The following is a 22,106-nucleotide window of genomic DNA, read 5'->3' as shown; positions in this document are numbered from 1 at the left end:
TGATCGTTTTTTTACTTTAAACGGGCAGTATAAGTTGCATCAGATAGGCACTGTTTCATTTATATCCTGTAGTTCCTCAGCCTAATTTGAGATTGCCCATCGCACATTAGTATCTCTTTTGTTTGATCAATACCGTCGGCAACACAGGTTCATTCAGCCTGTGCCCATTGTTTTGTCGTCTTTGTTCGTTCTTCTCGATATTCTGTTTAATCAGGAAGGCAGCTATGTCAACCCCGAAGATTACCCGAGCCATCTACCTCTTTTTTAGGCAAATGTGCGACATGGCTCATACCGCAACCAAGGGAATCATTCGCTGGCTTCTGCGCGGTTTAATTATCTTAGGCAGCAACCCGTTTGCGTCGAAAGCTGGTTTCGTTTTGCCAACCACGGTTTTACTACTGCTAGTGGTGACATTAACGGTGGGAGCCATCAGCTACCGCACGTATACCCGATCGCAGCAAGCCACCATTGAGCGACAGCAGCGGGTAATTTACAACGCTGCTACGCCTGCGATTGAGCGGGCCAAGTCTAAGCTTGAGTTTTTGTTTAACTCTAACCGCGATCGGCGATTTGCAGGAGTTCCCAATGAAAATACCCTTTTGGGCATGATGCTCAATGATGGAACTAATGGTGTGCCACACTATCCGTTTGATAATGACGCGGTTGATCCCTATACCTTTGTCGATGAAGATCCAGAAAAAAGTGAAGTTCGGATTGACATCAATGGAGACGGCAAAAAAGACAATGCCTGGAAATATGAAACCGATCGCGATGGAGATGGGGTCAACGATAGCCGCATTGTCTATTCCATCATTTTTGATAAACCGGATGAAGGGAATGCCGCTGATACAGAATTGTCGTTGCGTGACTCTACTGATGCAACGATACAAAGACGTGCTCGTCGGCTTCTGGTGCGTAATGCACCGCTGAGCAGCAATACTCAAACAAATCCTGCTTGCGTCCGCAATGTTGGAGGTACTGGAAATGCTCCTGAGATTGAGGGTACTGGCTGGTTTGAAGATCCAGTTGATACGACGCTGGTGCGGAAGAACTTTCAGGTCGATGCCTATGTGTTGCCGATCGACGGCCCAGAAGGTAACGCTATACCCGGTAGTAGCATTGCCACGTTAGAGTTTCAGCAAGATCGACAAGCCAATCAAGGATTTCGCTGGGCTGCCTGGTTTCGTAATGATCTAGAGATTTATCCAGGGCCAGATTTTTTCTGGAATGGAGCCATGCATACCGAAGGCAACTACTTTGTTGCTGATAGGTTCAAGTCGTATTTGGTTAGCTCTCAGTTCTCGTGTCTTTATAAAAAAGATGCGTCTCAAATGACGACACCGGATATTAAAGATAGCAGCGATCGTACCATTCCTGACTTTCAAGGACAATTTGTGGCAGGCACCATTCGCGATAACAGGTTCTCTAGCGGGTCTACGTTCGATATCTTCAAGACAGAAAATGCGCCCCCCGATCCGCGCAATCAATCCCTAAGCCCTACGACTGATTCTGTTAGCGATCATGCCAGTGGGCCAGTCGCTTTTGCCCTTGATCCGCTGAAATTGCACACCGAAGATGTTTCGGTGGGGCGAATTGTCACTGATCCTCGCAATAATCGTCGCAATGGCTGGGAAACAAGCAATCTTGGTAAACGAATGCTGAACCTAAAGTTGTCGCCGCCGTATTTAGACGACACCTTCCGCGCTGACGATCGCTATGGCCCTAAACCCCGGTTTGACTACACCCGCGAACTGATTCCACATAAGATCGGTGAAACAATCACAGGCAGCCGCAAACTCACTGATCTACGAGAAGGGTTGGATGGTTACTGGGAACGTCAAGCCCGCAAAGATGGCGTTCGGATTATTGTAGGACAACGGTTGGAATTGGGCGATCCAGCAGGCTGGGGTGGCCCTGCTAGCACTGATGCGATCGATCGAGAGAACGTAGCTAAACTGGAAAACGAACCTCTGCGTCCGTGGACCGGAGGATGCACAGGTACTCGCTGTAATGAAGCTCGACAGCGCAAATCACTCTGGGATAACCTTGCTGCGGTGCAAGCTACGGCTGTTTATCATAGCGCTCAAAACCGCAACTTCCCGGCAGCCTGTATAGCTACCACGGTTCACCCTGGCACAATGGGAACGTTGGAAAAAAGCGCCACGTTTGAAAACCTAGCGTTTGGCATCAAAGACGGTTTCGCAGCCCCTTATAACCAAGATGGAAGGGTGATTAGTGACTTCTTTCGAGGGCAAGGTACAAATGGCTGGCAATATTCCATGCCAGGTAATTTTAGTGAGCGGGAGTTTTACCAGAATGCTACGTTGAAAAAAGCTTTGGGAAACCTAGCATACTTTACTGGCGATCCGTTGGGAGGTGCTCCATCTTTCAAGGCAGAACAGGGTAGTTTATCTCGAGGGGGTGTGCCGCATCCTTTCCCTGCTATGTCCATGTGGGGTGATTTTTCTATGCTGCGTAGCATTCTAGATGGTCGAGCCGTCAGTGGTAGTTCTTCTGATGAAGTGGATGAAGATTCGGAAACAGCTAGCGTAAACAGACCAGATGGCATCACTTCTGTTGGTTTGTACGCAAATTCTGGTACACTTAGCCCGGCTGATCGAACCACCCTCCATACAGCTGCTTGCATGTTAGGCATGTTGGCCTACAATCTCGACTACCTCAACAAGTTTGACTACAATGCTCCTGCTCTTACCGATGTTCTTGGTAAAGCTCTTCCCTCTAATGCTGCACTTCCTAGTAATCCTCCTCTTACGGACGATTATTTTGAAGGGCTGCGGGGGCATATTCGTGCTATCGATGCTTTGATTTACGATACTCGATCGAGCAATATTGAAAACGGTAACTCTGGTGAACCTTCTGCGGCTAGGGTGACAGTACCAGCTAAATATCGCCGAGGTGGTGCTGAGGAAATTCCAGAACCTGTCCGACAACTGATACAGGATGAAATGAAATCAATGACTTGGATTGATGATACGCCTTCTCAAGGTTCCAGCAATCCAGAAACTTATCTTCGACTCTTGGAATTTTGGCGTGATTCACTTCTAGCGAGCAGTTCATCTAGTGGTAGCAGTTTGGACACCTCTAACAGTCCAGCAGCTAGATTGACTAGAGAAATTAATTTAGCACGGCTGATTATCACTAAAGAGCAAGTAGAGCGCGATCGAAAGTGGGGGTTTGTGGGTAGCTATACTTTCGTAGGTAATTTGGGAACCGTGAATGTACCTAGCTATGGCAATAAGTTCTCAGATGCCTGCTATGGCTGGTACGAGACGTTGGCAAATGCAACTCCAGATGGCAAACAGTCTGCCTACAGAGCTACAGCGTTGAAGGAACCTTTAATGCGGCTATGTTCCGATCGACCTCGTTACCCTATCCTGTTTTCTCTATTTCCACTATTTGATCATGGAGATGTAGGAAATAGCAATCCCCCTGCTCGAACCTTGCTACCAGGTGAAGCAGAAGAAAATGTTCGATCGATGGTGCGCGATCACAGGGACAATAACGATCGCAGCTACAACTATCTTAACTCTGCTAATGCCAACATTACCTACAGAGCGTTAAGCGCTACAGAAATTTCTAACATTGCAGCGAAACCTTTGATACTTCCTGGTTCAAGTATGGGGTTTGAAAGAAATTGGACATTACCAATGGTCAGTGTTGGTGAGGGTATTACTCCAACGCGACGAACGGATAATGAAAAAATTTATAATCTTATCAAAGTCTGTGCAGCTAATGGGAATGGAGACAAAGTTGCCTGCTCCAGAAACGTTAGCCCAAATGACACCACTCCAGTTGCAGGGCTACTTTATCGAGTTCCCTTCAAAGATTCTGCTTTCTACAATGGGCGAGAAATGATGAGTGTTCGCGCTCTCGATCTTGATCTTGATCTGATGCGAACTAGCCCTGTAGGGTCTGACTATTGGCTGCCTGAAAGTGGCATTATTTACGCCTATCGGGAAGACGCCGTTTCAGAAGCGCACATTGTTCGTCCGAATCGTAACACCTGGGAAGCCTGTAGCGCGGGTGATGCTTTGCTATCCGAGCCAAGCTGTCAAATGCAAACTGGCGCCCAACCAGCCTTGTTTTCCTTCGATCCGCCGCTTAGCCCACGCGGCATTACCCCCAAGCCCGTCGATTACTTTCCCGATCCCGATCGGCGTCCGCATGGTTTCCGCTTACGTAATGGTGCAGCCCTGTGGCGTGGAACGTCGATGAATCATGCAGCGAATTCAAAGGGACGTGGACTTTCCTTCATTACGGATAACCCTGCTTACATTCAAGGACACTTCAATCTGCATCGAGGAGCGAATGTCAGCAGTTTTGCGCGTACTGATGGACTAGAAGAGTTCAAAGAAAAACTCAATACCGCCAACTTTGAAGAACAAGGCAATAGCGGTGGAGTAACACTACACAAATTCTACGATCGCAAAACACTAGAAACCGACTTTGCCGATCGAACGAAAGATCAGTGGCGTCCTGCCGAAATCCTAGCCGATGCGGTCACGTTGCTATCTCCCGATTTCTGCGATGGCAGCATTGAAGATGCTTTGATTAGTGCGGGTGCGGCTTCTTTAAGCAACCAACTCAGGCAGGCTGACTTACAGAATCGCTATGGCTGTCCGGCAGAAGGCGCAAACGATAAGTCCACGTCCTACATGAACATGAACCGCCCAACCCGATTAGTTCCTGGAAGAAACGGCGTCAGATGGATTCGATCGAACTTAGTCGATTCCTATTGGCGAGCAATGCTTGGCAACCCCCTGCCTTTCTTTAGAGGTACTTCTCCGATTGTCTTCTCTACAAATGGCGTACCCTTAGTCATTACAGAGAATAAACAGGTTCGTCCTTATGATGGCAGCACTGATGACTATATGAATATCAACAACTCATCCGATCGAACGCTGGTGCGCACACCCTCTGGCATTCAAATGAACATGATCATGATTAGCGGTATCGTGCCATCTCGTGTTGGGCAGTCCTATGGAGGTTTGCATAACTTCCCGCGCTTTATCGAAAATTGGGAAGGTCGAGAGTTTTTCCTGTCGGGAGCGATGGTTCAACTCAACTTCAGCACCTACGCCACAGCCCCCTACGACCAGGAGCAAATTGAAGCGTCTCAACCTGCTCCAACGGCGGGTTCCAATGCCGCCAATGAATGGATTGCCTACTACCGAGCACCCAACCGGCGGTGGGGATTTGATGTAGCGCTGAAGTATGCACAGCCAGGGCCAGTTGCTAAACGATTCCGCTCTCCGGATGCCACCCGCAGCGAATTCTATAGTGAACCGCCTGCTAACGATCCCTACATTCAACTATTGAGACAGTGCGCTCAGACCGCCACAAGCTGCACTGGTCGCTAAACCGCAGACGCATCAGGGGGCATTTCGCGATGCCCCTATTGATTCATGAATTATCCCCATACCGCTTTAAACAATCTTCGCGACAAACGAACCACTTGTAAGGGTGATTCGCGAATCGCCCTTACCCAATCTGCCACGTTCTCAATCTTAAATTGGTATCACGTTGCTATCTATTGCCACAGAAGGCGACTGCAAATCGTTTGTTTCTTTTCAAACAACCTCTTAATTCCGACTGCATCTGTTGAAAAGAGCCATGATCATGTTTGAACCGTCACGTAAAACCCGCAATTTGCCACAGCGCCTTCTTTTGTCCCGAATGTCGAATACCTTTCCTCCTGGCTCAGGTGAACAAGGACTAACGCTACTAGAATGCTTGATGGCCGTTGCTGTGATGGGATTAACGATCGGACTGGTGCTGCCTCCGCTGTTTATTGCTACCGCCACCCGTGTACAGACACGCCGCGCCGAACAAGCCCTGCAACTAGCTCAAGGGGAAGTCGATCGGATTCGTAATTTAGTGGCACTCCAGCAACACACACCAGGAAACTTGCCTGCTGTAATTAACCCGCCCGGTGGTCGGCTTCAGGACGCGGGTGCTCCTAACAGAGCCTCATCCCAAATTCGGACGAGCCTTACCAGTGGGTGTTCTCGCCATAACGGAACACCAGTGTCCGCCACAACGGCGTTGATGGTGGATATTGACGCTGACTGCAAAGCAGATTTCATGATGCAAGTGTTTCGTACCACTGGTTCGACGAGTCAAGCCGAGCAAATTGGACAACAACGCCCATCGTCCTTTGAGTTAGGAGTGCGAGTGTACTCCCTATTGGCAGGTCGTAGTAGTGCTACCAGCGCCCTAGTTAATCCAGGTGGAACCCTCACGGGGTTGCTGACCGATGCGGCATCATTGGGGTTAACCAACGGACAAGGAAATCAGCTAAAGCGCCCGTTGGCTGTTCTCTATACCAACATTAGCTGGGGCGATCAAGATGCAACTCTGTGCGGCTATCAAAGAACCCAACGAAGCCAGATTGAAAGCTGTCAGGATTCGTTCTAAACCTACGTCAGGGTGAAAAAGTAATGAAAAACACTTATTTATCTAAGCTTGAGCAATCTGGTAATTGGTTATCTCGTATCTCCGGTTCATTCACATTTAGAGTCCTATTTCAGTTCTTCCGCAAACCTCGTCGTCAATCAACTCAGGGATTTACATTACTGGAAGTGCTGGTTGTAACCGCGATCGGAGGCAGCATCATTGCCGGGTTGATGTTCATTGTGGTGCAGTTAATGGATACCGATCAACGGGAATCGTCCCGATCGGAAACCCAACGAGAAATGCAAATGGCCTTGGACTATATTAGTAGCGAACTACGTGAAGCCGTTTATGTTTACACAGGCGAACAGCTTAGAACCCTGACCAATGGAGGGCATTTACCTGCCTCCCTTACCACCAACAGCGTACCCGTCATTGCCTTTTGGAAACATCAACCCTTTCCAGAGATTGTGCGACGTTATTGTCAAGCGAACATGAATGCAACAGGGACTTCAACTGCCATAACCGGAATTAATTGCGAAACTGCCTCTTCCTATGCGCTTGTAGTTTACTCATTGAGCATAGCGAACGATAATAACATTTGGTCTGGGGAAGCCCGCATCGTTCGCTATGCCCTCACTGAGTTTAAGAGCAGCAGCGGCAATTCCACTCCTGAAGTCAGCAAAGGCTATGTCAATCCAGCAGCGTTTAGTAACTTTAATGTTTGGCCGTTTGATAAAGATATAACCGATGCCACCCGCAGAAATTTACAAGACGACACTTTAGCTACCACCTACCGATACCGAAATGGCAGGGAGACAGGTCGCCCAGATGCTAGAGGCGCAACCGCTCCACTCGTGGATTTTGTCGGGCATCAAAGCACCTCTCAAACAGCAAGCTGTCCAGACAATTTTGTTCTCTCTCCGTCTAACACCGCGATTGAAGCAGCACCTCGTACCTTAAAGAATGCCCGTACTTTCTATGCCTGCGTGCGTCCTAGAGTTACCGAAGCAGGCATTCCAGGGTTAAGTTTAGGTGACAATCAAGAAGTAATTTTGTTTCTTCAGGGCAGCGTATCTGGACGCCCAGGGTATGACCGCACGATCGGTGCTCGTAGTGCTGATAAATTACCCGCTTTAGAAACCCGAATTCTGACAAGAGGCATTCTCAATCGAAGCCTGTAGTTGCATCTTTATAGTTATTGATTAATCAATTTCATAGTATGACTTGAAGCTAAAAAAAGTAAAAATTCTCATAAAAATGTTCCAAAAACAATTCCAAAAACAATCCTCACCTATTACTAATGCTGGGTTTACGATGGTTGAACTCATTACTGTGATTGTTATTGTGGGTGTACTAGCAGCGATGGCTGCCCCTGGATGGTTTGCCTTTGCCAACAGTCGGCGAGCTAACATAGCCAGAGATCAAATTCTGCAAATCCTGCGGCAAACCCAAGCCGAAGCCACTCGATCGCGCCAAGTCTGGATTGTGAAATTTGACACCACCGCCAACCCACCTCAAATTACTACTCGCCGTATCGGAAATGACAATACAGACAATACAGAAAACTCACCTGAAACCACGATTGTTTTGGGAGAAGGTAATGATATTCGCCCAGGCGTGCTAGGAATGCAAGCCATTCAGAATAACGCTATTGATCCAAATCGTCACTGCAATAATACAAATTGTATTGCCTTTGATGCTGATGGTAGTGTAGCCAATTTGATGAACAATCCAGATCCCGACGATCGACCCATTAAAATTACCGTTTTTGCGACTAATGCTCCAACCACTACTAAACGCTGTGTCTTGGTGCAATCGTTATTAGGAGCTATGCGGCCCGCCAACAACGATCGCTGTAACTGACCAAAGAGTTATCTCAATCAACTCAAGTCTGTCTTAACCACAAAGAGACAATCGCGATCGCTAATCGTTCCATCAGGTAGGACGGTCTGACATAGCTTCATTTGCTGTAACTGTTGGTCTGTTAAACCGATCGCCTTGTGCAAATTAGCATGGTGTAAATTAGCAGCGTGAAAAGTCGCTCCATGCAAAAAAGCTCCATGCAAAAAAGCTCCATGCAAATTTGCCCCCTGAAGATTCGCGTCTTGCAAATTGACATCAGGCAAAAAAGCTCCATGCAAATTTGCCCCCTGAAGATTCGCGTCTTGCAAATTGACATCTTGCAATCCAGCCTGCTGTAAATTGGCACGTTGCAACTCAGCCTGTTGCAAATTGGCACGGTAGAGATTAGCCTGTTGTAAGTTGGCTTCAGGCAGAAATGCCTGCTGCAATTGAGCCGCTTGTAGCGCTGCCTCTCGTAAGTTAGCTCGGTATAGGTTCGCTTGCCGCAGATTCGCCGCTTGTAGATTTGCTTGTTGAAGATTAGCTCGATAAAGATTCGCGGCTTGTAAGCTAACCTTGTAAAGATCTGCGCTTTGGAGATGGGCATTGTGTAAGCGCAGTTTACAGAGATTCGTGAGTCCTAAGTTAATGCGCGCCTGATTAGACGAAGCACAACACTGCCAGAAAGCTAAGAAAACGGAAGATACCGGTAGCTGCCATCGTTGCCACAGCATTGAATTCACTCGCAGTGGATAAACTTGACCAATAATTGCTAAAGCACATTGAATATCTGTTGCGAGTATCTGCATTTCTGATGGCAGGGTAGGCAGCATGACCTCCCTGGACAGGGGCGATCGGGACTGAACAAATGCTGCCAGGGTACGCGTTACAGTGATGTGTTCTTTTTGCCTCACCTTGGCAATTCTGCCCAGCGCATGAACACCTTCCAACCGATTCTCTAGTTTGCAGTCGTGCAATTGTTCAATCGCCTGTGCATATTCGTTGCTTAACTGTTCGGCACGTCTAACTTGAATCGACCAAATTACCAATAGGACAAGGCTAACAGCAGTTGTAATCTCCAGAATTGGAATAGTGAGTTCAGCTAGAATATGCCCCCACTGATCGCGGTTGGCTAGAACCAACACCCAGAGGATGGCTAGCCAACTGAAAAGTTTAGTTATGCTCCAAACAGTCAAGCCAGTTGTCAAACAACCAACCAGGGCTAGACCAAAAGTACGGCGACGACCCCAGCGACCATGGCGCGAACCAAACCACGATCGAGAGTTTTTTAATTTCAGAGAAAGGGGCATTTGCATCGTGCTGATATCTCCACGATCCACAGGTGAAATATTGGGGCGTACAAAAATAGAGAAACCGACACTCTACATAGAAAGGGCACAGTCGGACAACTGCTGCTACTCCACATATAGCGTCCTTTCTTGCAATGCCTTCTAAGTGTAGTGAATTTCCCCCGATTTATATCTCTTCCTGTGTAACGAAAAGTATCGTTTTATGTTCACAGATTTAGACTCAGCGGAAGTTCCTGCTGCATCCGCGTTTCACTAATACCTCAGCCACGCAGTACAATTACTTGTCCTACAAATTACCTCAAGCGGCTCGGCTTCACCTTCCTTCACCATCAATCCATCAAGCTGTTGGTTGATTCGCTTCAATCACTTCAGCAGAAGCAATCGTCCCTTCTGGCTGCATCAGCGTATTCACACTAGATAAATTCAAAGGATCAAGCTGCTCGAGGTCTGGCTCTGTAGCTTGCAAATGTTGCTCTAGAATGGATAGATTGCGCAAATTCGCTTTGTATAGCGCATCAAACAAATCCCCCAGTAGAGGAACCGTGCCAACTGTGCTCTCTATAGCAACGTTAAAAATCATCGATCGCAGCGCCTTGGCTGGAAGCTGAAACCGGGCTGCCAACACAATCAAATAAACAGAGAATATGGTGCTCACCAAATCCCCGGCTCCGGGAATCAATCCGATAATGGGATCTAATCCAAACCGGATACCAAGTACGGGGACTCGAAAGGCCGTATCCATTAACCGAGTGAACCTGCGAATGCGATTAAGCGTTGCCAAACGTTCTACTGTATTCATGCTTTTATCATGGCATTGACGGATAAATCTTTTTTCTATCCCGAGGAAGAACTGAACTTCGTCCATGTGATTTTCAACGCATTTTTAGCATTGTCTTTGATACTGTGCATTCCTATTGCAAGTTGCCTAGTTTCACGCAACTGCCTCTAATTCAAACGATCTGAAGCCACAGAGTTCTGTCCTCAGAGAGACGCAAATTTCGGTTCAGACGGGGATTTTAAACTACAGGGGTATGTATATCGTAGATGCGCGAGTAAATTTCCTCGTCTAGCACAGTTGGGTTATGACGCCTTGCTGCTAGCAGAAGCTGGTTTATAGTCAGGAGAGAATATGGTGGAAATCACGACAATCTTTAAAGGGCTATCTATATCGATGTTTCAGATAGCTCAAGCTCCTGTAATTCAGGAGCCAATTCCCAGAACTGCACCGCCAGAGGCAGCCTCCATACTGATCTCGGGACCTCAATTCTTCATTGCACTGCTGTCAGGTCTACTGTTAGCATTTGCATTTCAGCTTGTGTTCACTAATTTGTCTGTTGCGGCTGGCATTTCTATCTTGGGTCGTAGTTCCAATTCGTCTTCTCAAGATAATGATGGTGGTGGCATTTCTGTTCGTAAGATCAGCTTTGCAGTGGGTATTTGGACGCTGATTACTGTGACACTGGCTTTGTTTGCGGCTTGCTTTTTAGCCGTGCAACTCAGTTTGGTGACAAGTGGAAATCTGGGGGCTATCATTGGGCTAGTCATATGGGCAGCCTATTTCTCACTGCTTGTTTGGTTTAGTTCAACCACGGTTAGTTCTTTAATTGGCTCGGTGGTAAATGCTGCCACTTCTGGGTTTCAGTCTATTTTAGGTACGGCGACTGCGGTGATTGGTAGTCAAGCTGCTAAGCGACAAGCGGTATCGACAGCCGAAGCCGTGGCCTCTGCGGTACGGAATGAGTTGGGAGCAGGGATTGATCCAGCTAGTATTCGCCGATCGATCGAAGATTACTTTCAGCGATTACAACTGCCTGGTTTCGATTTTCATCGCATCCGTCAAGATCTGGTAGATTTGCTCAATGATCCCGACATTCAAACATTAGCTGAGGACGATCGTTTACGCCATATCGATCGCCAAACGTTCCTAGATTTGATTAGCAAACGGACGGATTTCTCGCGTGAGGAAGTCAATCGTTTAGCCGATTTATTGGAAGGGGCATGGCGACAAGCATTGGGGCAGCGCCGCAGGCCTGACAGCACAGCAGAATTGGTAGATTATCTACGCTCAACCCAATCTGGACAGTTAAAGGTTGAGGAACTGAACGCCAAGATCGATCGCTTACTGGCAGAACGCGAGCAAGGTAGAGCAACTCAAACTGATACTGGTCGTGGAATGGCTGCGTTGCCATCGAGCGGACAAGGCATCATGCAACAAACGCTTCAGTTTGGCATGAATACGCTGATTGGTTTACTGGTGGGTCGCACAGATTTGTCCGATTTGGATCTTCAGAAGATTCTGAATCGCCTGCAAGCAGCCCCGGAACGGCTCAGTGAGCAGCGAGACAAGTTGCTCGATCAAGTGCAGGGAGCAACTGAGTCACAATACAGTCCCATTCGGACAGACGTCGAGCACTACTTGATGAATGCTTACTCTTGGCAGATGACACCAGAGCGAGTTGCCAAGGAGTTCCGAGATGTTTTATATGATCCGGATGCTGACCCAGCAGCCGTGGCGGATCAACTATCACAACTCGATCGCAACTACTTTGTGGAGCGGTTATCTTCACGAGGTGTCTTCACCCAAGACAAGATTCAGCAACTAGCGGATACTCTAAACGCTGTTCGGCTAGAGGTGATTGCAGCTGCCCGGTTGGCTAAAGAGCGAGAAATTGCATTGGATCTGCGACAACGGGTGGGAACCTACCTAACGCTGACTCCTAGAGACCAATTGCATGGGGATGAAGATGGCATCCTACCCGCCTTTAAAGCGCTGTTGCAAGACGAAGAAGCTGAATATGAAACGCTGCGGTTACGCTTGTCCTCTTATGATCGAGACACATTACGGCAAATATTGTGGCAACGGGCAGACCTCACCCCCGAGGAAACTGAAACTATTCTTAATTACCTCGAGGCAACCCGCGATCGCGTTCTATGGGAGTCTCAATCCTTTGATGAACAAGCGAAGCAGCAGTTGAGCCTGGCGCAGCAAAAGTTAGAAGATTATCTACGAAACACAGGCAAGGCAGAACTAAATCCCGAAGGTATCAAGCGCGATCTGCAATTATTGATTTCAGATCCTCAACTTGGGTTATCGTCTTTGCGCAATCGAGCCGCTCATGTCGATCGCGATACGCTTGTGCAGTTGCTTCGTCAGCGCGAAGACATTAGCGAAGCAGAAGCTTACCAAATTGTGGATCAAATTGAAACCAATTGGAGATCACTGTTAAGCTCGCCTCGTGTGCTGACAGAACAGGTTAAAGCGCAATACGATCAAACCTTGAATTCTATTGCTGATTATCTGCGACGTACCAATCTGGAGGAATTGAATCCAGAGGGAATTCAACGCGATCTAACTACGTTGCTTGAAGATCCTAAAGAAGGAACGTTAGCATTGCGTCGCCGCCTGTCGCAAATCGATCGCCAAACCTTGGTGCGACTGTTGGGACAGCGAGAAGGCATGAGTGAAGCTCAAGTCAATCATACGATTGATCAATTGCAAGAGGGCATTAACCGCATTATCAAATCTCCGAGACGGTTAGCGCTGCGGGCCCAACAGCAGGTAATGGACTTTGAAGCCAGTATTGAGGACTACTTGCGTAACACTGACAAAGAGGAACTCAATCCCGAAGGCATTAAGCGCGACTTTTCATTGCTGTTGCAGTCACCGCAATTAGGGCTACAAAGCCTCAGCGATCGCCTCTCGCGGTTTGATCGATCAACATTGGTGGCGCTGTTGGCACAACGTCCTGATATGACACCTGAAGAAGCAAATCGCGTAGTGATGCAAATTGAATCAGTTCGCGATCAGGTATTGGATCAAATGCGACAAATTCAATACCGAATTCAAAGTGTCATCGATCGCATCTTTGCCAGAATTCGGGATTACCTCAATTCCCTAAACCGTCCTGAACTGAATTATGAAGGCATTCGTCAGGATATTCGCACCTTATTTGACGATCCGCAAGCTGGGTTTGAAGCCCTACGGCAGCGGCTCAGTGAGTTCGATCGAGGAACATTGGTGGCGCTGCTGAGTTCGCGCAAAGACATTTCTGAAGCCGATGCAAACCGTTTGATTGACCAAGTGGAATCTGCCCGAAACAGCGTTTTGCAGCGAGCCGAACGAATTCAAACTGAAGCTCAACAACGGCTAGAGGAAGTTAAATACCAGGCTCAGCGTCAAGTTGAAGAAACTCGCAAAGCGGCTGCTACGGCGGCTTGGTGGTTATTTTTGACAGCTTTGGTGTCGGCGGCGGCCGCAGCAGGAGCGGGAGCACTGGCTGCCATTTAATCCTCGATAAATAGAAAACTGGCTATTACTGAGCCATTCTTTACCATTGCAGAGAGTCGAACGAAGGGTCGCGGATGTAAAACATTCCTTCCCTTCGTTTTTTATGGTGGAAGGCATCCATTTCTGTCGCGAGACCGTATTTAGGCTGTATTGAGTTACAAAACTGAATCATGGCTTCAAACGACAACACGTTCAGTAGAGCGCGAAAGCTTGGCGTGCTCGAAGAGATGGAAGTGATTCGTGACTCAGTGGGTCGAAGAGATCGCGGAGATTTCATAACTTTTAGCGTGCCTGATCGCACACAAGTGCAAACGGTGGTACAGGGACTTCGTCGCAACGTAGATTTGATTCTATTTGACGGCGATCGCAATCGCATTGCCGCTTCTAGGAATTCAGGCTCGCAATCCGAATTCATTGACACCGTTTTAGCAAGAGGGAATTATTTTGTGAAAGTAATAGCAAAAGCAGGACAAACCAACTATCGGTTAACGCTATCGGCCGGGCCAAACCCAGCGACAGCAAAATTTGTTGGATTAACAGACAACAACCGCTTGGCATTTTTCAACGATACAAATTTATCTAGAGTTCGACAGGTTCGCCTTAGGGGGCTACAACCAGGAGAAAGATTAGTTGGGATTGATTTTCGTCCTAACACTGGACAGTTGTTTGGTGTTGGCAGCAGTAACCGCCTTTACGTGATTAATCCCACTACAGGCCGGGTAACGCAGGTGGGTGCTCCGTTTGCTGTACCGCTCAATGGAACCAGCTTTGGCATAGACTTTAACCCGACAGTTGATCGAATTCGAGTAGTCAGCGATGCAGGACAAAACTTGCGGCTAAATCCTGATACCGGAGCGGTGGTTGATGCTGATACCTTAACAGGTGGCATTCAAATTGATCGAAATCTCAATGGTGACACCGATTCGATCGTTGCGACGGCCTACTCCAACAACGTCAGCGGTGCAACCACAACGGTGCAGTATGGCATCAATGCTGATACCGATCAGTTGTTTATTCAAAACCCACCCAATGATGGCACTCAGGTTGTAGTCGGCTCCTTAGGCGTTGATTTCAGTGCCGATGCAGGACTAGATATTGTGACGCGAAATGGCGTCGATCGTGCCTTTGCCACATCGGGTTCTTCGCTGTATTCCATCGACCTTACCACCGGGGCCGCCACCTTGATTGGCGATGTGCGCAACAGACGCAACCCTGTTAATCTAGTAGGATTTGCGGCCAGAAGTCCGGTTTTGAAGCCCAATCCTGCCACTGCCAAATTTGTGGGATTAACTACCGATAGTGATTTGGTCTTCTTTAATTCCAATGCGTTGAATAACGTCACCAAAGTAGACATCACCGGATTAAGAGCTGGAGAAACGCTGGTTGGGATTGATTTTCGTCCCAACACTGGACAGTTGTTTGGTGTTGGCAGCAGTAACCGCCTCTATCGCATTGATGCGGCAACAGGTCGGGCTACCCAAGTAGGCGATCGATTTGCCGTAAACTTGAATGGCATGAACTTTGGCATAGACTTTAACCCGACAGTTGATCGAATTCGAGTAGTCAGCGATGCAGGACAAAACTTGCGGCTAAATCCTGATACCGGAGCGGTGGTTGATGCTGATACCTTAACAGGTGGCATTCAAATTGATCGAAATCTCAATGGTGACACCGATTCGATCGTTGCGACGGCCTACTCCAACAACGTCAGCGGTGCAACCACAACGGTGCAGTATGGCATCAATGCTGATACCGATCAGTTGTTTATTCAAAACCCACCCAATGATGGCACACAAACGTTGGTTGGCTCGTTGGGTATCGATGTCGATGCCAAGGCCGGATTTGATATTGTTACCAGCAACGGCATGAATATGGGATTTGTTACGTCCGGTTCCTCCCTGTATTCAATCGACCTCAACAGCGGAGCCGCTAGCCTGATCGGCAATGTACAAGATATTACTCAACCGATCGCCTTGGCTGGTTTAGCCGCCCGATAGTAGATCTCTCTGACAGGGCAGGTTTAGCCAAACTCAAATAGCTCTAACAACCTGCCCCAGTTTTCTCTTAGAGTAGAGAATGTGTAGAGGTTATTTTTCCGCTGTAACGATAACCAGAGTCAAGAGAAGTGCCTTCTTTTTCAGTATTGCCCAATGCACTTGCTCCATTTTGTGAGTTAGTTTGATTAAGCCTATTTCTGTACCTTGCATCATGCCCCTTGAGCCACCTGGTAGCCCTGACCCCTCCTTGTCAAGTCAAACAGATGCAGAACTTTATCTAGCATTGAGGGTCGGCAATACAGCCGCCCTCGGTATTCTTTACGATCGCCATGCTGGATTGGTGTTTGGGCTGGCTATGAAAATCCTTGGCGTGGCGCAAGAAGCTGAAGACCTCACTCAAGATATTTTTTTGACGCTGGCTAGAGGTTGTTCCTATGATCCAAATCGAGGGAGTTTAAGAACATTTCTAGCGATTTTGACGCGATCGCGAGCAATCGATCGACTTCGATCGCGCCGTACCGCCCAAACCGCCCAGGGACGTTGGCAACCCAGCCGAGAGCAGGAAATTACAGCGAATGTTCCCCTAGAGCAAGTCACCCAAACTGAGCAATCTCAGGAGGTACAAGCCGCACTGGCGCAATTGTCAGACAATCAACAGCAAATTCTTAGAATGGCTTATTACGATGGTCTTAGTCAGTCTGAAATTGCGAAGCAACTGGATATTCCCCTGGGCACTGTCAAAGCCAGAGCACGAAGGGGGTTGTTAAAATTACGCGAATCTCTTATCAATTATCGTCAATAAGAAATATACTCCTATGGCTCCGATGCCTTCCGAACAGTTACAGCTATTAATTGCAGGGTATGTCCTGGGTGACTTGGACTCAGATGAAGCCGCAGAATTTGAACAATTGCTGGCAGAGAATCCAGCGATCGCCGCCGAAGTGGCACACATGCAGAAGGCATTAGAACAATCCTATGCGCCTGTAGAAGTGACGCCACCCGACTATTTGCGATCGAAAATCTTAAATACCCTGGAAGCTGAATATCAGGCTCAACCGCAGCAAACAACACCTGAACCATTCATCGATCAATCAACCAACCAATCAACCAACCAATCAACCAATCAATCAACCAATTCGTGGGTTTCCGTTCCCTCTAAATCTCATACAACTCGTCGATCGGAAGTTTGGAATCGAGTCTGGAATCCTGCGATGGCAATTGCCGCCGCTGTTCTCATTGCCATCTTGGGCATTAATAATTACCGTCTGTGGCGAGCGCTGCAAGCAACACAAACAGACATTCAATCGGCAGATACCCGTACCTATACCTTGCAAAGCACCACCCCTACGAATCCAGCTTCTGCTACAATCGTAGTCAACCCAGCGACCTTAGAAGCGCTGTTAACTGTGCAGAATCTACCGCCACCGCCGCCCGGCCAAATTTACGTGTTATGGACAGTGGTAGCCCCGAATGCCCCCGTCACTGTGGATGATAAAAGTGCCATTCTTACTGCCGTGCTTAATCCAGATGCTCAGGGTAATGTTTCTCAAACCATTACAGTTCCAGCCGTGCACCGTTCTGAAGATCTCGTGCAGGCCGTTGCCATTACCCTAGAAGATGCTGCTGCGCCTCAAGTTCATGCCGGATCGCCAATCTTAATTACACACACATTTCGATCGTGACGGATGGCACCGAGTGATACCGGAAGGACAAGCGGAGTGGCTCAACTATATGACCCTGAGATATGCTAAATATGCCTGCTACGACTGAAACTGTTGGGCATAGAACTGAGCATAGCGGCCGTTTTGAGCCAGCAACTCGTCATGGGTTCCGGCTTCCACAACTTGCCCTTGCTCAATCACCAAAATTCGATCGGCTCGACGCACAGTAGCCAATCGGTGAGCAATGATGAACACGGTTCGGTCTTGCATCAATCGTTCTAATGCTTCTTGTACCAACGCTTCTGATTCAGAATCGAGAGCCGAGGTTGCTTCGTCTAAAATCAGAATTCGAGGATTCAACAACACGGCACGAGCAATAGCAATCCGCTGGCGCTGTCCGCCCGATAAATTAACGCCGCGTTCCCCCACCCAAGCGTGATAACCGTCAGGAAACTGACTTATAAACTGATGAGCATTGGCAACTTTGGCTGCTTCTTGCACCGAGGTCAAATCAAAGTATTTTTGACCAAAGGCAATATTTTCTGCGATTGTTCCTGAGAACAACACTGTTTCTTGAGGCACAATGCCAATCTGCCGCCGTAAACTTGGCAACGTCACCGATCGAATATCAATACCATCGATCAAAATCTGCCCAGCTTGCGGATCATAAAAGCGTGGCAGTAGATTGACTAACGTGGTTTTTCCGGCTCCCGACGGCCCCACTAAAGCGATCGCTTCTCCGGGCATGGCCAGCAAATGAAGATGATGCAGTACCCAAGTGGGGGAGTGGGGAGTAGGGAGTGAGGAGTGGGGGTTAGAGGTAGGGGAGTGTTCGTAGTGAAAACTGACATCGCGATATTCAACTTTGCCAGTGACGGGGGGAAGTGGTTGGGCGTCTGAAGCTTCAGTGACGATCGGCTGAATATCGAGTAATTCAAAAATGCGATCGACTGAGGCTTGCCCCTGCTTAAATTCGTTGTAGTCTTCGGTGATGTGGTTAATCGGATCGATCAGCATCGCTACAGCGACAACGTAGCTACCAAAGGCGGCTCCAGTTAAGTTGCCTAGCGAAATCTGCCATCCCCCCAACAGCAACAGCAGCAACACGGCTAAGACTTCCATGAATCCCACCACGGGAAACTGAATTGCTCGCAACTTGGCGGCGGCAAACTTGGCTTGACGATTACGTTCCGCCGATCGACTAAAGCGCTCAATCTCATAGGATTCGGCGGCAAAGGCTTGCACCAAGCGAATGCCGCTGAATACTTCGGTAATCAATGATGACAAATCGGAAACCAAATTTTGGCTACGGCGCGAGAACACCAGCATCCGCTCGCCAAACCAACTGATCAATAGTCCCATCAACGGCACCACAATCAAACTGGCGGCGGTCAACTGCCAGTTAAGATACACCATGTAGCCAAATACCAGCACCAGTTGCAGCACGCACGGCGTAAAATCGTGAAATACCTTGTTCACCACTTCGCCCACCCGATCGATATCTTCTGTGAGGCGATAGGACAGATCGCCCGTTTGCACCCGTTCAAAGTAGCTGAGGCTGAGAGATTGCAAATGAGCATAGACCCGCTTGCGTAAATCTAATGCCACGGATAGGGCTGCTTTTGCCATGAGGGAATCCTGCCCGTATTGCGCCAGCTTTTGAATCAAAAAAACGCCGGCCACAATTCCCGCTCGCTTGGCCAACTCTGGAATATTGCCCTCTACCAAAAATTGCAACAAATCGCCTGCAATCCACGCCAATAAAGGCCAACAGATAGAAAAAATGAGGGTACAGACCAGTGCTTGCGCGATCGTGCGCCAATGGGGACGCAAGTAAGGCCACAATAAGCGATAGCTAACGCGATTCATCAAAGTTATGCGGGGTAGTGTAGAACCGATCGATTTGACTTCTGAGTTTCCACTCTCTCACTTAAGTGGCTCTCCATCAAACCACAATGGACACTTACAACAGTTCTCATTCACATAAACCTCTTTCCAGAGACGGCGAGGGACATTGAAACCTCCTCCGTCGTTTCGCCTCTCCTTTGCCCATCCGGGAGCAGGGGGTGGGGAATGAGAGGGGCAAGATGGTTGGTCAACCAATCGATTGCGCCAAGAATCAAGTGACCTAACTTATGAATATGGTACAGGACCTCGCGATCGTGCTGAAACTTAACATAAACTTCAACGCCTAAGGAACGGAAATCTCGCAGGATTGCTGAGGCAATCCATTTCATCTATTTTTATAACGGAAGGGTCGAAAAATGCAATCGTTGAATTCAGTACCGTTGAATCATCAATTCTTGATCAAAGAATGCCTTATTGGGTGCATTGTTCTTTTTAAATCGCAATACTTATTTGTTGTTAAAATTCAGGGAATATATCATTGTAGGCTGTTAATACATTGTTTTTGAAATATTTCCCAGAATTGCTAAGCCTTGTTTATTCCTAATAATTGATTCAAGCTTAATCAAAAATAATTGCGTTCTTTGCGGATGTTTAATCCATTGATAGAAAAGAATAGATAGAAGGTCAATCGCTTGCTGCAATCTAGTGCTTCTCTAAATAAACTAAATTGTTGCGATCGAACCACTTAGCTTTGCTATGTCCGATGGTGCTGCTCTCGCTAATAGTTTAGCGTGTTCCTACAAGTTTGTTTCTACAAGTTATTACCTTCAGGTTCTGCAAAAAATTTTGTTCATTTTTTGCTTCGTCTTGCACTCCTATTCACGCATTATCGAGGTTCATTCATGCTGCCATCGGACAACACGATCGCCCAAACATCTGTGTCAGATTCACTATCAAGCTTGGCTAGTTTGCAACACTCAATTGTAGGGCTGGATGCAGGACTTGCTCAATTTTTAACAGGCATCAGCAACCGCACATCCCAGCTACCTAATCAAACTAATGGACTAAATTTAACTGGTAATCGCCAAAATAATGTTTTACGAGGACGCGATGGCAACGATCGGATTCGAGGACGCAGCGGCAACGATCGACTATTTGGATTTGCCGGAGATGACCGACTCTATGGCGATCGGGGTGACGATCAACTCATGGGTGGCGTTGGCAATGATCAACTCGTGGGCGGTCGCGGAAACAACAAGCTGCATGGACAAGCTGGCAATGATACGCTGCTGGGTAGTCGTGGCAACGATCGGCTGTTGGGCGGTCTGGGAGACGATTTTTTGGTAGGAAATGGTGGTCGCGATAGCCTCACAGGCGGCAGCGGTCGCGATCAATTTGTGTTGGCGTCCCAGTGGAGCAGTTCTTCCCTGGCAACAGCCACAGTCATTACAGATTTTACCGATGGTCAAGATGTACTGCGCTTGTCGGGACTCACGTTTGAACAACTCCGCATTAGCCGAGGAACCGGAGACCAAGCTGGAAATGTTGTGATTCAAGATCGAACAACGGGAAAGTTTTTGGCGATTCTCAACAATCTTCGCTTAGACACTCCCAACTTAACGATCGATCGATCGGATGTGATGATTCCCCCCACCCCCAGTCCCAATCCTGTGCCTAGTCCTACCCCCACTCCCACCGCAACTGTTTTCTCGTTTAGTCGCAACGCTTACCAAGTTAATGAAGCAGATGGAACGGTCACGATTACCGTGACTCGCAGCAATGGTACGGGCAGTGCTTCAGTCAGTTATAGCACCAGCGATCAGACCGCTATCGCTGGACATGATTACGCTGCTACAAACGGTACACTCATATTTGCCAATGGTGAAACGAGCAAGAGCTTTACTCTATCGGTGCTGCAAGATCGCAAATTTGAAAGCCCTGAAACCGTGCGATTGATCCTCAGTCATCCTACCAATGGCGCGGTTCTGGGGACTCAGGCACAATCACAACTGACGATCGTAGATGATGATGCCACAGAAACCACCCTGAGCAGCAAAGCCTTAAATCGGGCTACATCTGGCAATACCACTATTTACACTGGGTACAATCAAGTGACCGTCGGTAACGATACAGGCAACCAAGATCCGTGGGTGGCCAGTTTCACCAATGGCGTCTTAAACTGGTATCGCGATGACTATGAAACCACTGCCGATGATGGACGCGGCACTCATGTGTTGTGGGAAAGCAGCACCAATACGCTTTATGCTGCCTTCACTGCTACTGGCACTCAAGGCACACCCGATCAAGACTATCGCCGGTTTGCAACCTACGGTTGGCTACGCAGCTACTCAGACTATAGCCCTGGTGGAGGTGGGGGGGGCAAGGTAGCAATTCTGGCACGACTCGATCCCGCGAATGGCAATGTCATCGCCGCTTCGTTTCTAACGGCGCTCAACGGTACGAAAACCAATTCTGTTTCGGTGAAGGGGCTGTCTCTCAGCGGCAACAATTTGGTGGTACAAGCTGATTCTGCCTTTGCTCCGCGTAAAGCCGATCGCACTGCGATGAGTCCGATTGCTGGGGCTGTGAGAACCTCGCCCAATTACACGGTCGTGTTTGCCTCCGATTTGAGGTCAGTGCTAAGCGCCACTTCTACTAACTATGCTTAGTCTGTCGATCGGTAACAACTTGTTTAAGAAATGTGTCAAAAATGCGTAACAATGGGGGCGAACTATTCAGGGAC

General features: G+C 48.1%; 12 protein-coding genes. 9 read left to right on the top strand and 3 right to left on the bottom strand.

All coding sequences use genetic code 11. The annotated features are described in order from the left end of the window. Positions 1-224 precede the first annotated feature (224 nt). The 4 genes from hpsA to OXH18_RS13275 all read left to right on the top strand — a co-directional run bounded on the left by hpsA (position 225) and on the right by OXH18_RS13275 (position 8,280). Positions 225-5,381 carry a hormogonium polysaccharide biosynthesis protein HpsA gene (gene hpsA / locus OXH18_RS13290; protein ID WP_268607564.1) on the top strand — a complete coding sequence of 1,719 codons (5,157 nt, stop codon included), beginning with the start codon at positions 225-227 and terminating at the stop codon, positions 5,379-5,381. Positions 5,382-5,640: 259 nt separating this feature from the next. Continuing rightward, positions 5,641-6,438 carry a pilus assembly FimT family protein gene (locus OXH18_RS13285; RefSeq protein WP_268607563.1) on the top strand — a complete coding sequence of 266 codons (798 nt, stop codon included), beginning with the start codon at positions 5,641-5,643 and terminating at the stop codon, positions 6,436-6,438. A gap of 23 nt (positions 6,439-6,461) precedes the next feature. Continuing rightward, positions 6,462-7,598, top strand: coding sequence for a PulJ/GspJ family protein (locus tag OXH18_RS13280; protein ID WP_268607561.1), 1,137 nt, complete (start codon positions 6,462-6,464; stop codon positions 7,596-7,598). Between the two features lie 133 nt (positions 7,599-7,731). Continuing rightward, complete coding sequence (locus OXH18_RS13275) at positions 7,732-8,280, top strand: pilus assembly FimT family protein (protein WP_268607560.1); 549 nt, start codon at positions 7,732-7,734, stop codon at positions 8,278-8,280. A 17-nt stretch (positions 8,281-8,297) separates the two neighbouring features. Here the strand turns inward: OXH18_RS13275 and OXH18_RS13270 are convergent, their stop codons facing one another. Together OXH18_RS13270 and OXH18_RS13265 are read right to left on the bottom strand one after the other, a co-directional pair. After that, entirely contained in the window at positions 8,298-9,569 is a 1,272-nt protein-coding gene (locus tag OXH18_RS13270) for a pentapeptide repeat-containing protein (protein WP_268607559.1), read from the bottom strand. Positions 9,570-9,906: 337 nt separating this feature from the next. After that, positions 9,907-10,368 carry a DUF4112 domain-containing protein gene (locus tag OXH18_RS13265; protein ID WP_268607558.1) on the bottom strand — a complete coding sequence of 154 codons (462 nt, stop codon included), beginning with the start codon at positions 10,366-10,368 and terminating at the stop codon, positions 9,907-9,909. Between the two features lie 330 nt (positions 10,369-10,698). Here OXH18_RS13265 and OXH18_RS13260 point away from each other — a divergent pair, with 330 nt between their 5' ends. The 4 genes from OXH18_RS13260 to OXH18_RS13245 all read left to right on the top strand — a co-directional run bounded on the left by OXH18_RS13260 (position 10,699) and on the right by OXH18_RS13245 (position 17,536). Continuing rightward, positions 10,699-13,857 carry an MFS transporter gene (locus OXH18_RS13260; protein WP_268607556.1) on the top strand — a complete coding sequence of 1,053 codons (3,159 nt, stop codon included), beginning with the start codon at positions 10,699-10,701 and terminating at the stop codon, positions 13,855-13,857. Positions 13,858-14,144: 287 nt separating this feature from the next. Then, positions 14,145-15,854, top strand: a complete 1,710-nt coding sequence (locus OXH18_RS13255) for a DUF4394 domain-containing protein (protein ID WP_268607555.1) — start codon at positions 14,145-14,147, stop codon at positions 15,852-15,854. Between the two features lie 211 nt (positions 15,855-16,065). Next, entirely contained in the window at positions 16,066-16,656 is a 591-nt protein-coding gene (locus tag OXH18_RS13250) for a sigma-70 family RNA polymerase sigma factor (RefSeq protein ID WP_268607554.1), read from the top strand. Between the two features lie 13 nt (positions 16,657-16,669). Further along, the gene (locus tag OXH18_RS13245) at positions 16,670-17,536 is read left to right on the top strand and encodes an anti-sigma factor domain-containing protein (RefSeq protein ID WP_268607553.1); all 867 of its coding nucleotides are present in this window, start codon (positions 16,670-16,672) and stop codon (positions 17,534-17,536) included. 78 nt (positions 17,537-17,614) lie between these two features. Here the strand turns inward: OXH18_RS13245 and OXH18_RS13240 are convergent, their stop codons facing one another. Next, positions 17,615-19,384: an ABC transporter ATP-binding protein gene (locus tag OXH18_RS13240; protein WP_268613180.1), complete on the bottom strand. Its 1,770-nt coding sequence runs from the start codon at positions 19,382-19,384 to the stop codon at positions 17,615-17,617. 881 nt (positions 19,385-20,265) lie between these two features. Here OXH18_RS13240 and OXH18_RS13235 point away from each other — a divergent pair. Further along, complete coding sequence (locus OXH18_RS13235) at positions 20,266-22,032, top strand: Calx-beta domain-containing protein (protein ID WP_268607552.1); 1,767 nt, start codon at positions 20,266-20,268, stop codon at positions 22,030-22,032. Positions 22,033-22,106 lie beyond the last annotated feature (74 nt).

This window comes from Thermocoleostomius sinensis A174 (assembly GCF_026802175.1).
GTDB lineage: Bacteria > Cyanobacteriota > Cyanobacteriia > Elainellales > Elainellaceae > Thermocoleostomius > Thermocoleostomius sinensis.
The sequence above is the reverse complement of the archived record's forward strand: the minus strand, read 5'-3'. Positions and strand labels throughout refer to the sequence as shown.

Excerpts from the sequence above, each read along its gene's own strand:
- OXH18_RS13245 (WP_268607553.1), top strand. The coding sequence starts at position 16,670 with ATGGCTCCGATGCCTTCCGAACAGTTACAGCTATTAATTGCAGGGTAT.
- OXH18_RS13265 (WP_268607558.1), bottom strand. The coding sequence starts at position 10,368 with ATGAATACAGTAGAACGTTTGGCAACGCTTAATCGCATTCGCAGGTTC.
- OXH18_RS13285 (WP_268607563.1), top strand. The coding sequence starts at position 5,641 with ATGTTTGAACCGTCACGTAAAACCCGCAATTTGCCACAGCGCCTTCTT.
- OXH18_RS13275 (WP_268607560.1), top strand. The coding sequence starts at position 7,732 with ATGGTTGAACTCATTACTGTGATTGTTATTGTGGGTGTACTAGCAGCG.
- hpsA (WP_268607564.1), top strand. The coding sequence starts at position 225 with ATGTCAACCCCGAAGATTACCCGAGCCATCTACCTCTTTTTTAGGCAA.
- OXH18_RS13250 (WP_268607554.1), top strand. The coding sequence starts at position 16,066 with ATGCCCCTTGAGCCACCTGGTAGCCCTGACCCCTCCTTGTCAAGTCAA.
- OXH18_RS13240 (WP_268613180.1), bottom strand. The coding sequence starts at position 19,384 with ATGAATCGCGTTAGCTATCGCTTATTGTGGCCTTACTTGCGTCCCCAT.
- OXH18_RS13235 (WP_268607552.1), top strand. The coding sequence starts at position 20,266 with ATGCTGCCATCGGACAACACGATCGCCCAAACATCTGTGTCAGATTCA.
- OXH18_RS13260 (WP_268607556.1), top strand. The coding sequence starts at position 10,699 with ATGGTGGAAATCACGACAATCTTTAAAGGGCTATCTATATCGATGTTT.
- OXH18_RS13270 (WP_268607559.1), bottom strand. The coding sequence starts at position 9,569 with ATGCCCCTTTCTCTGAAATTAAAAAACTCTCGATCGTGGTTTGGTTCG.
- OXH18_RS13280 (WP_268607561.1), top strand. The coding sequence starts at position 6,462 with ATGAAAAACACTTATTTATCTAAGCTTGAGCAATCTGGTAATTGGTTA.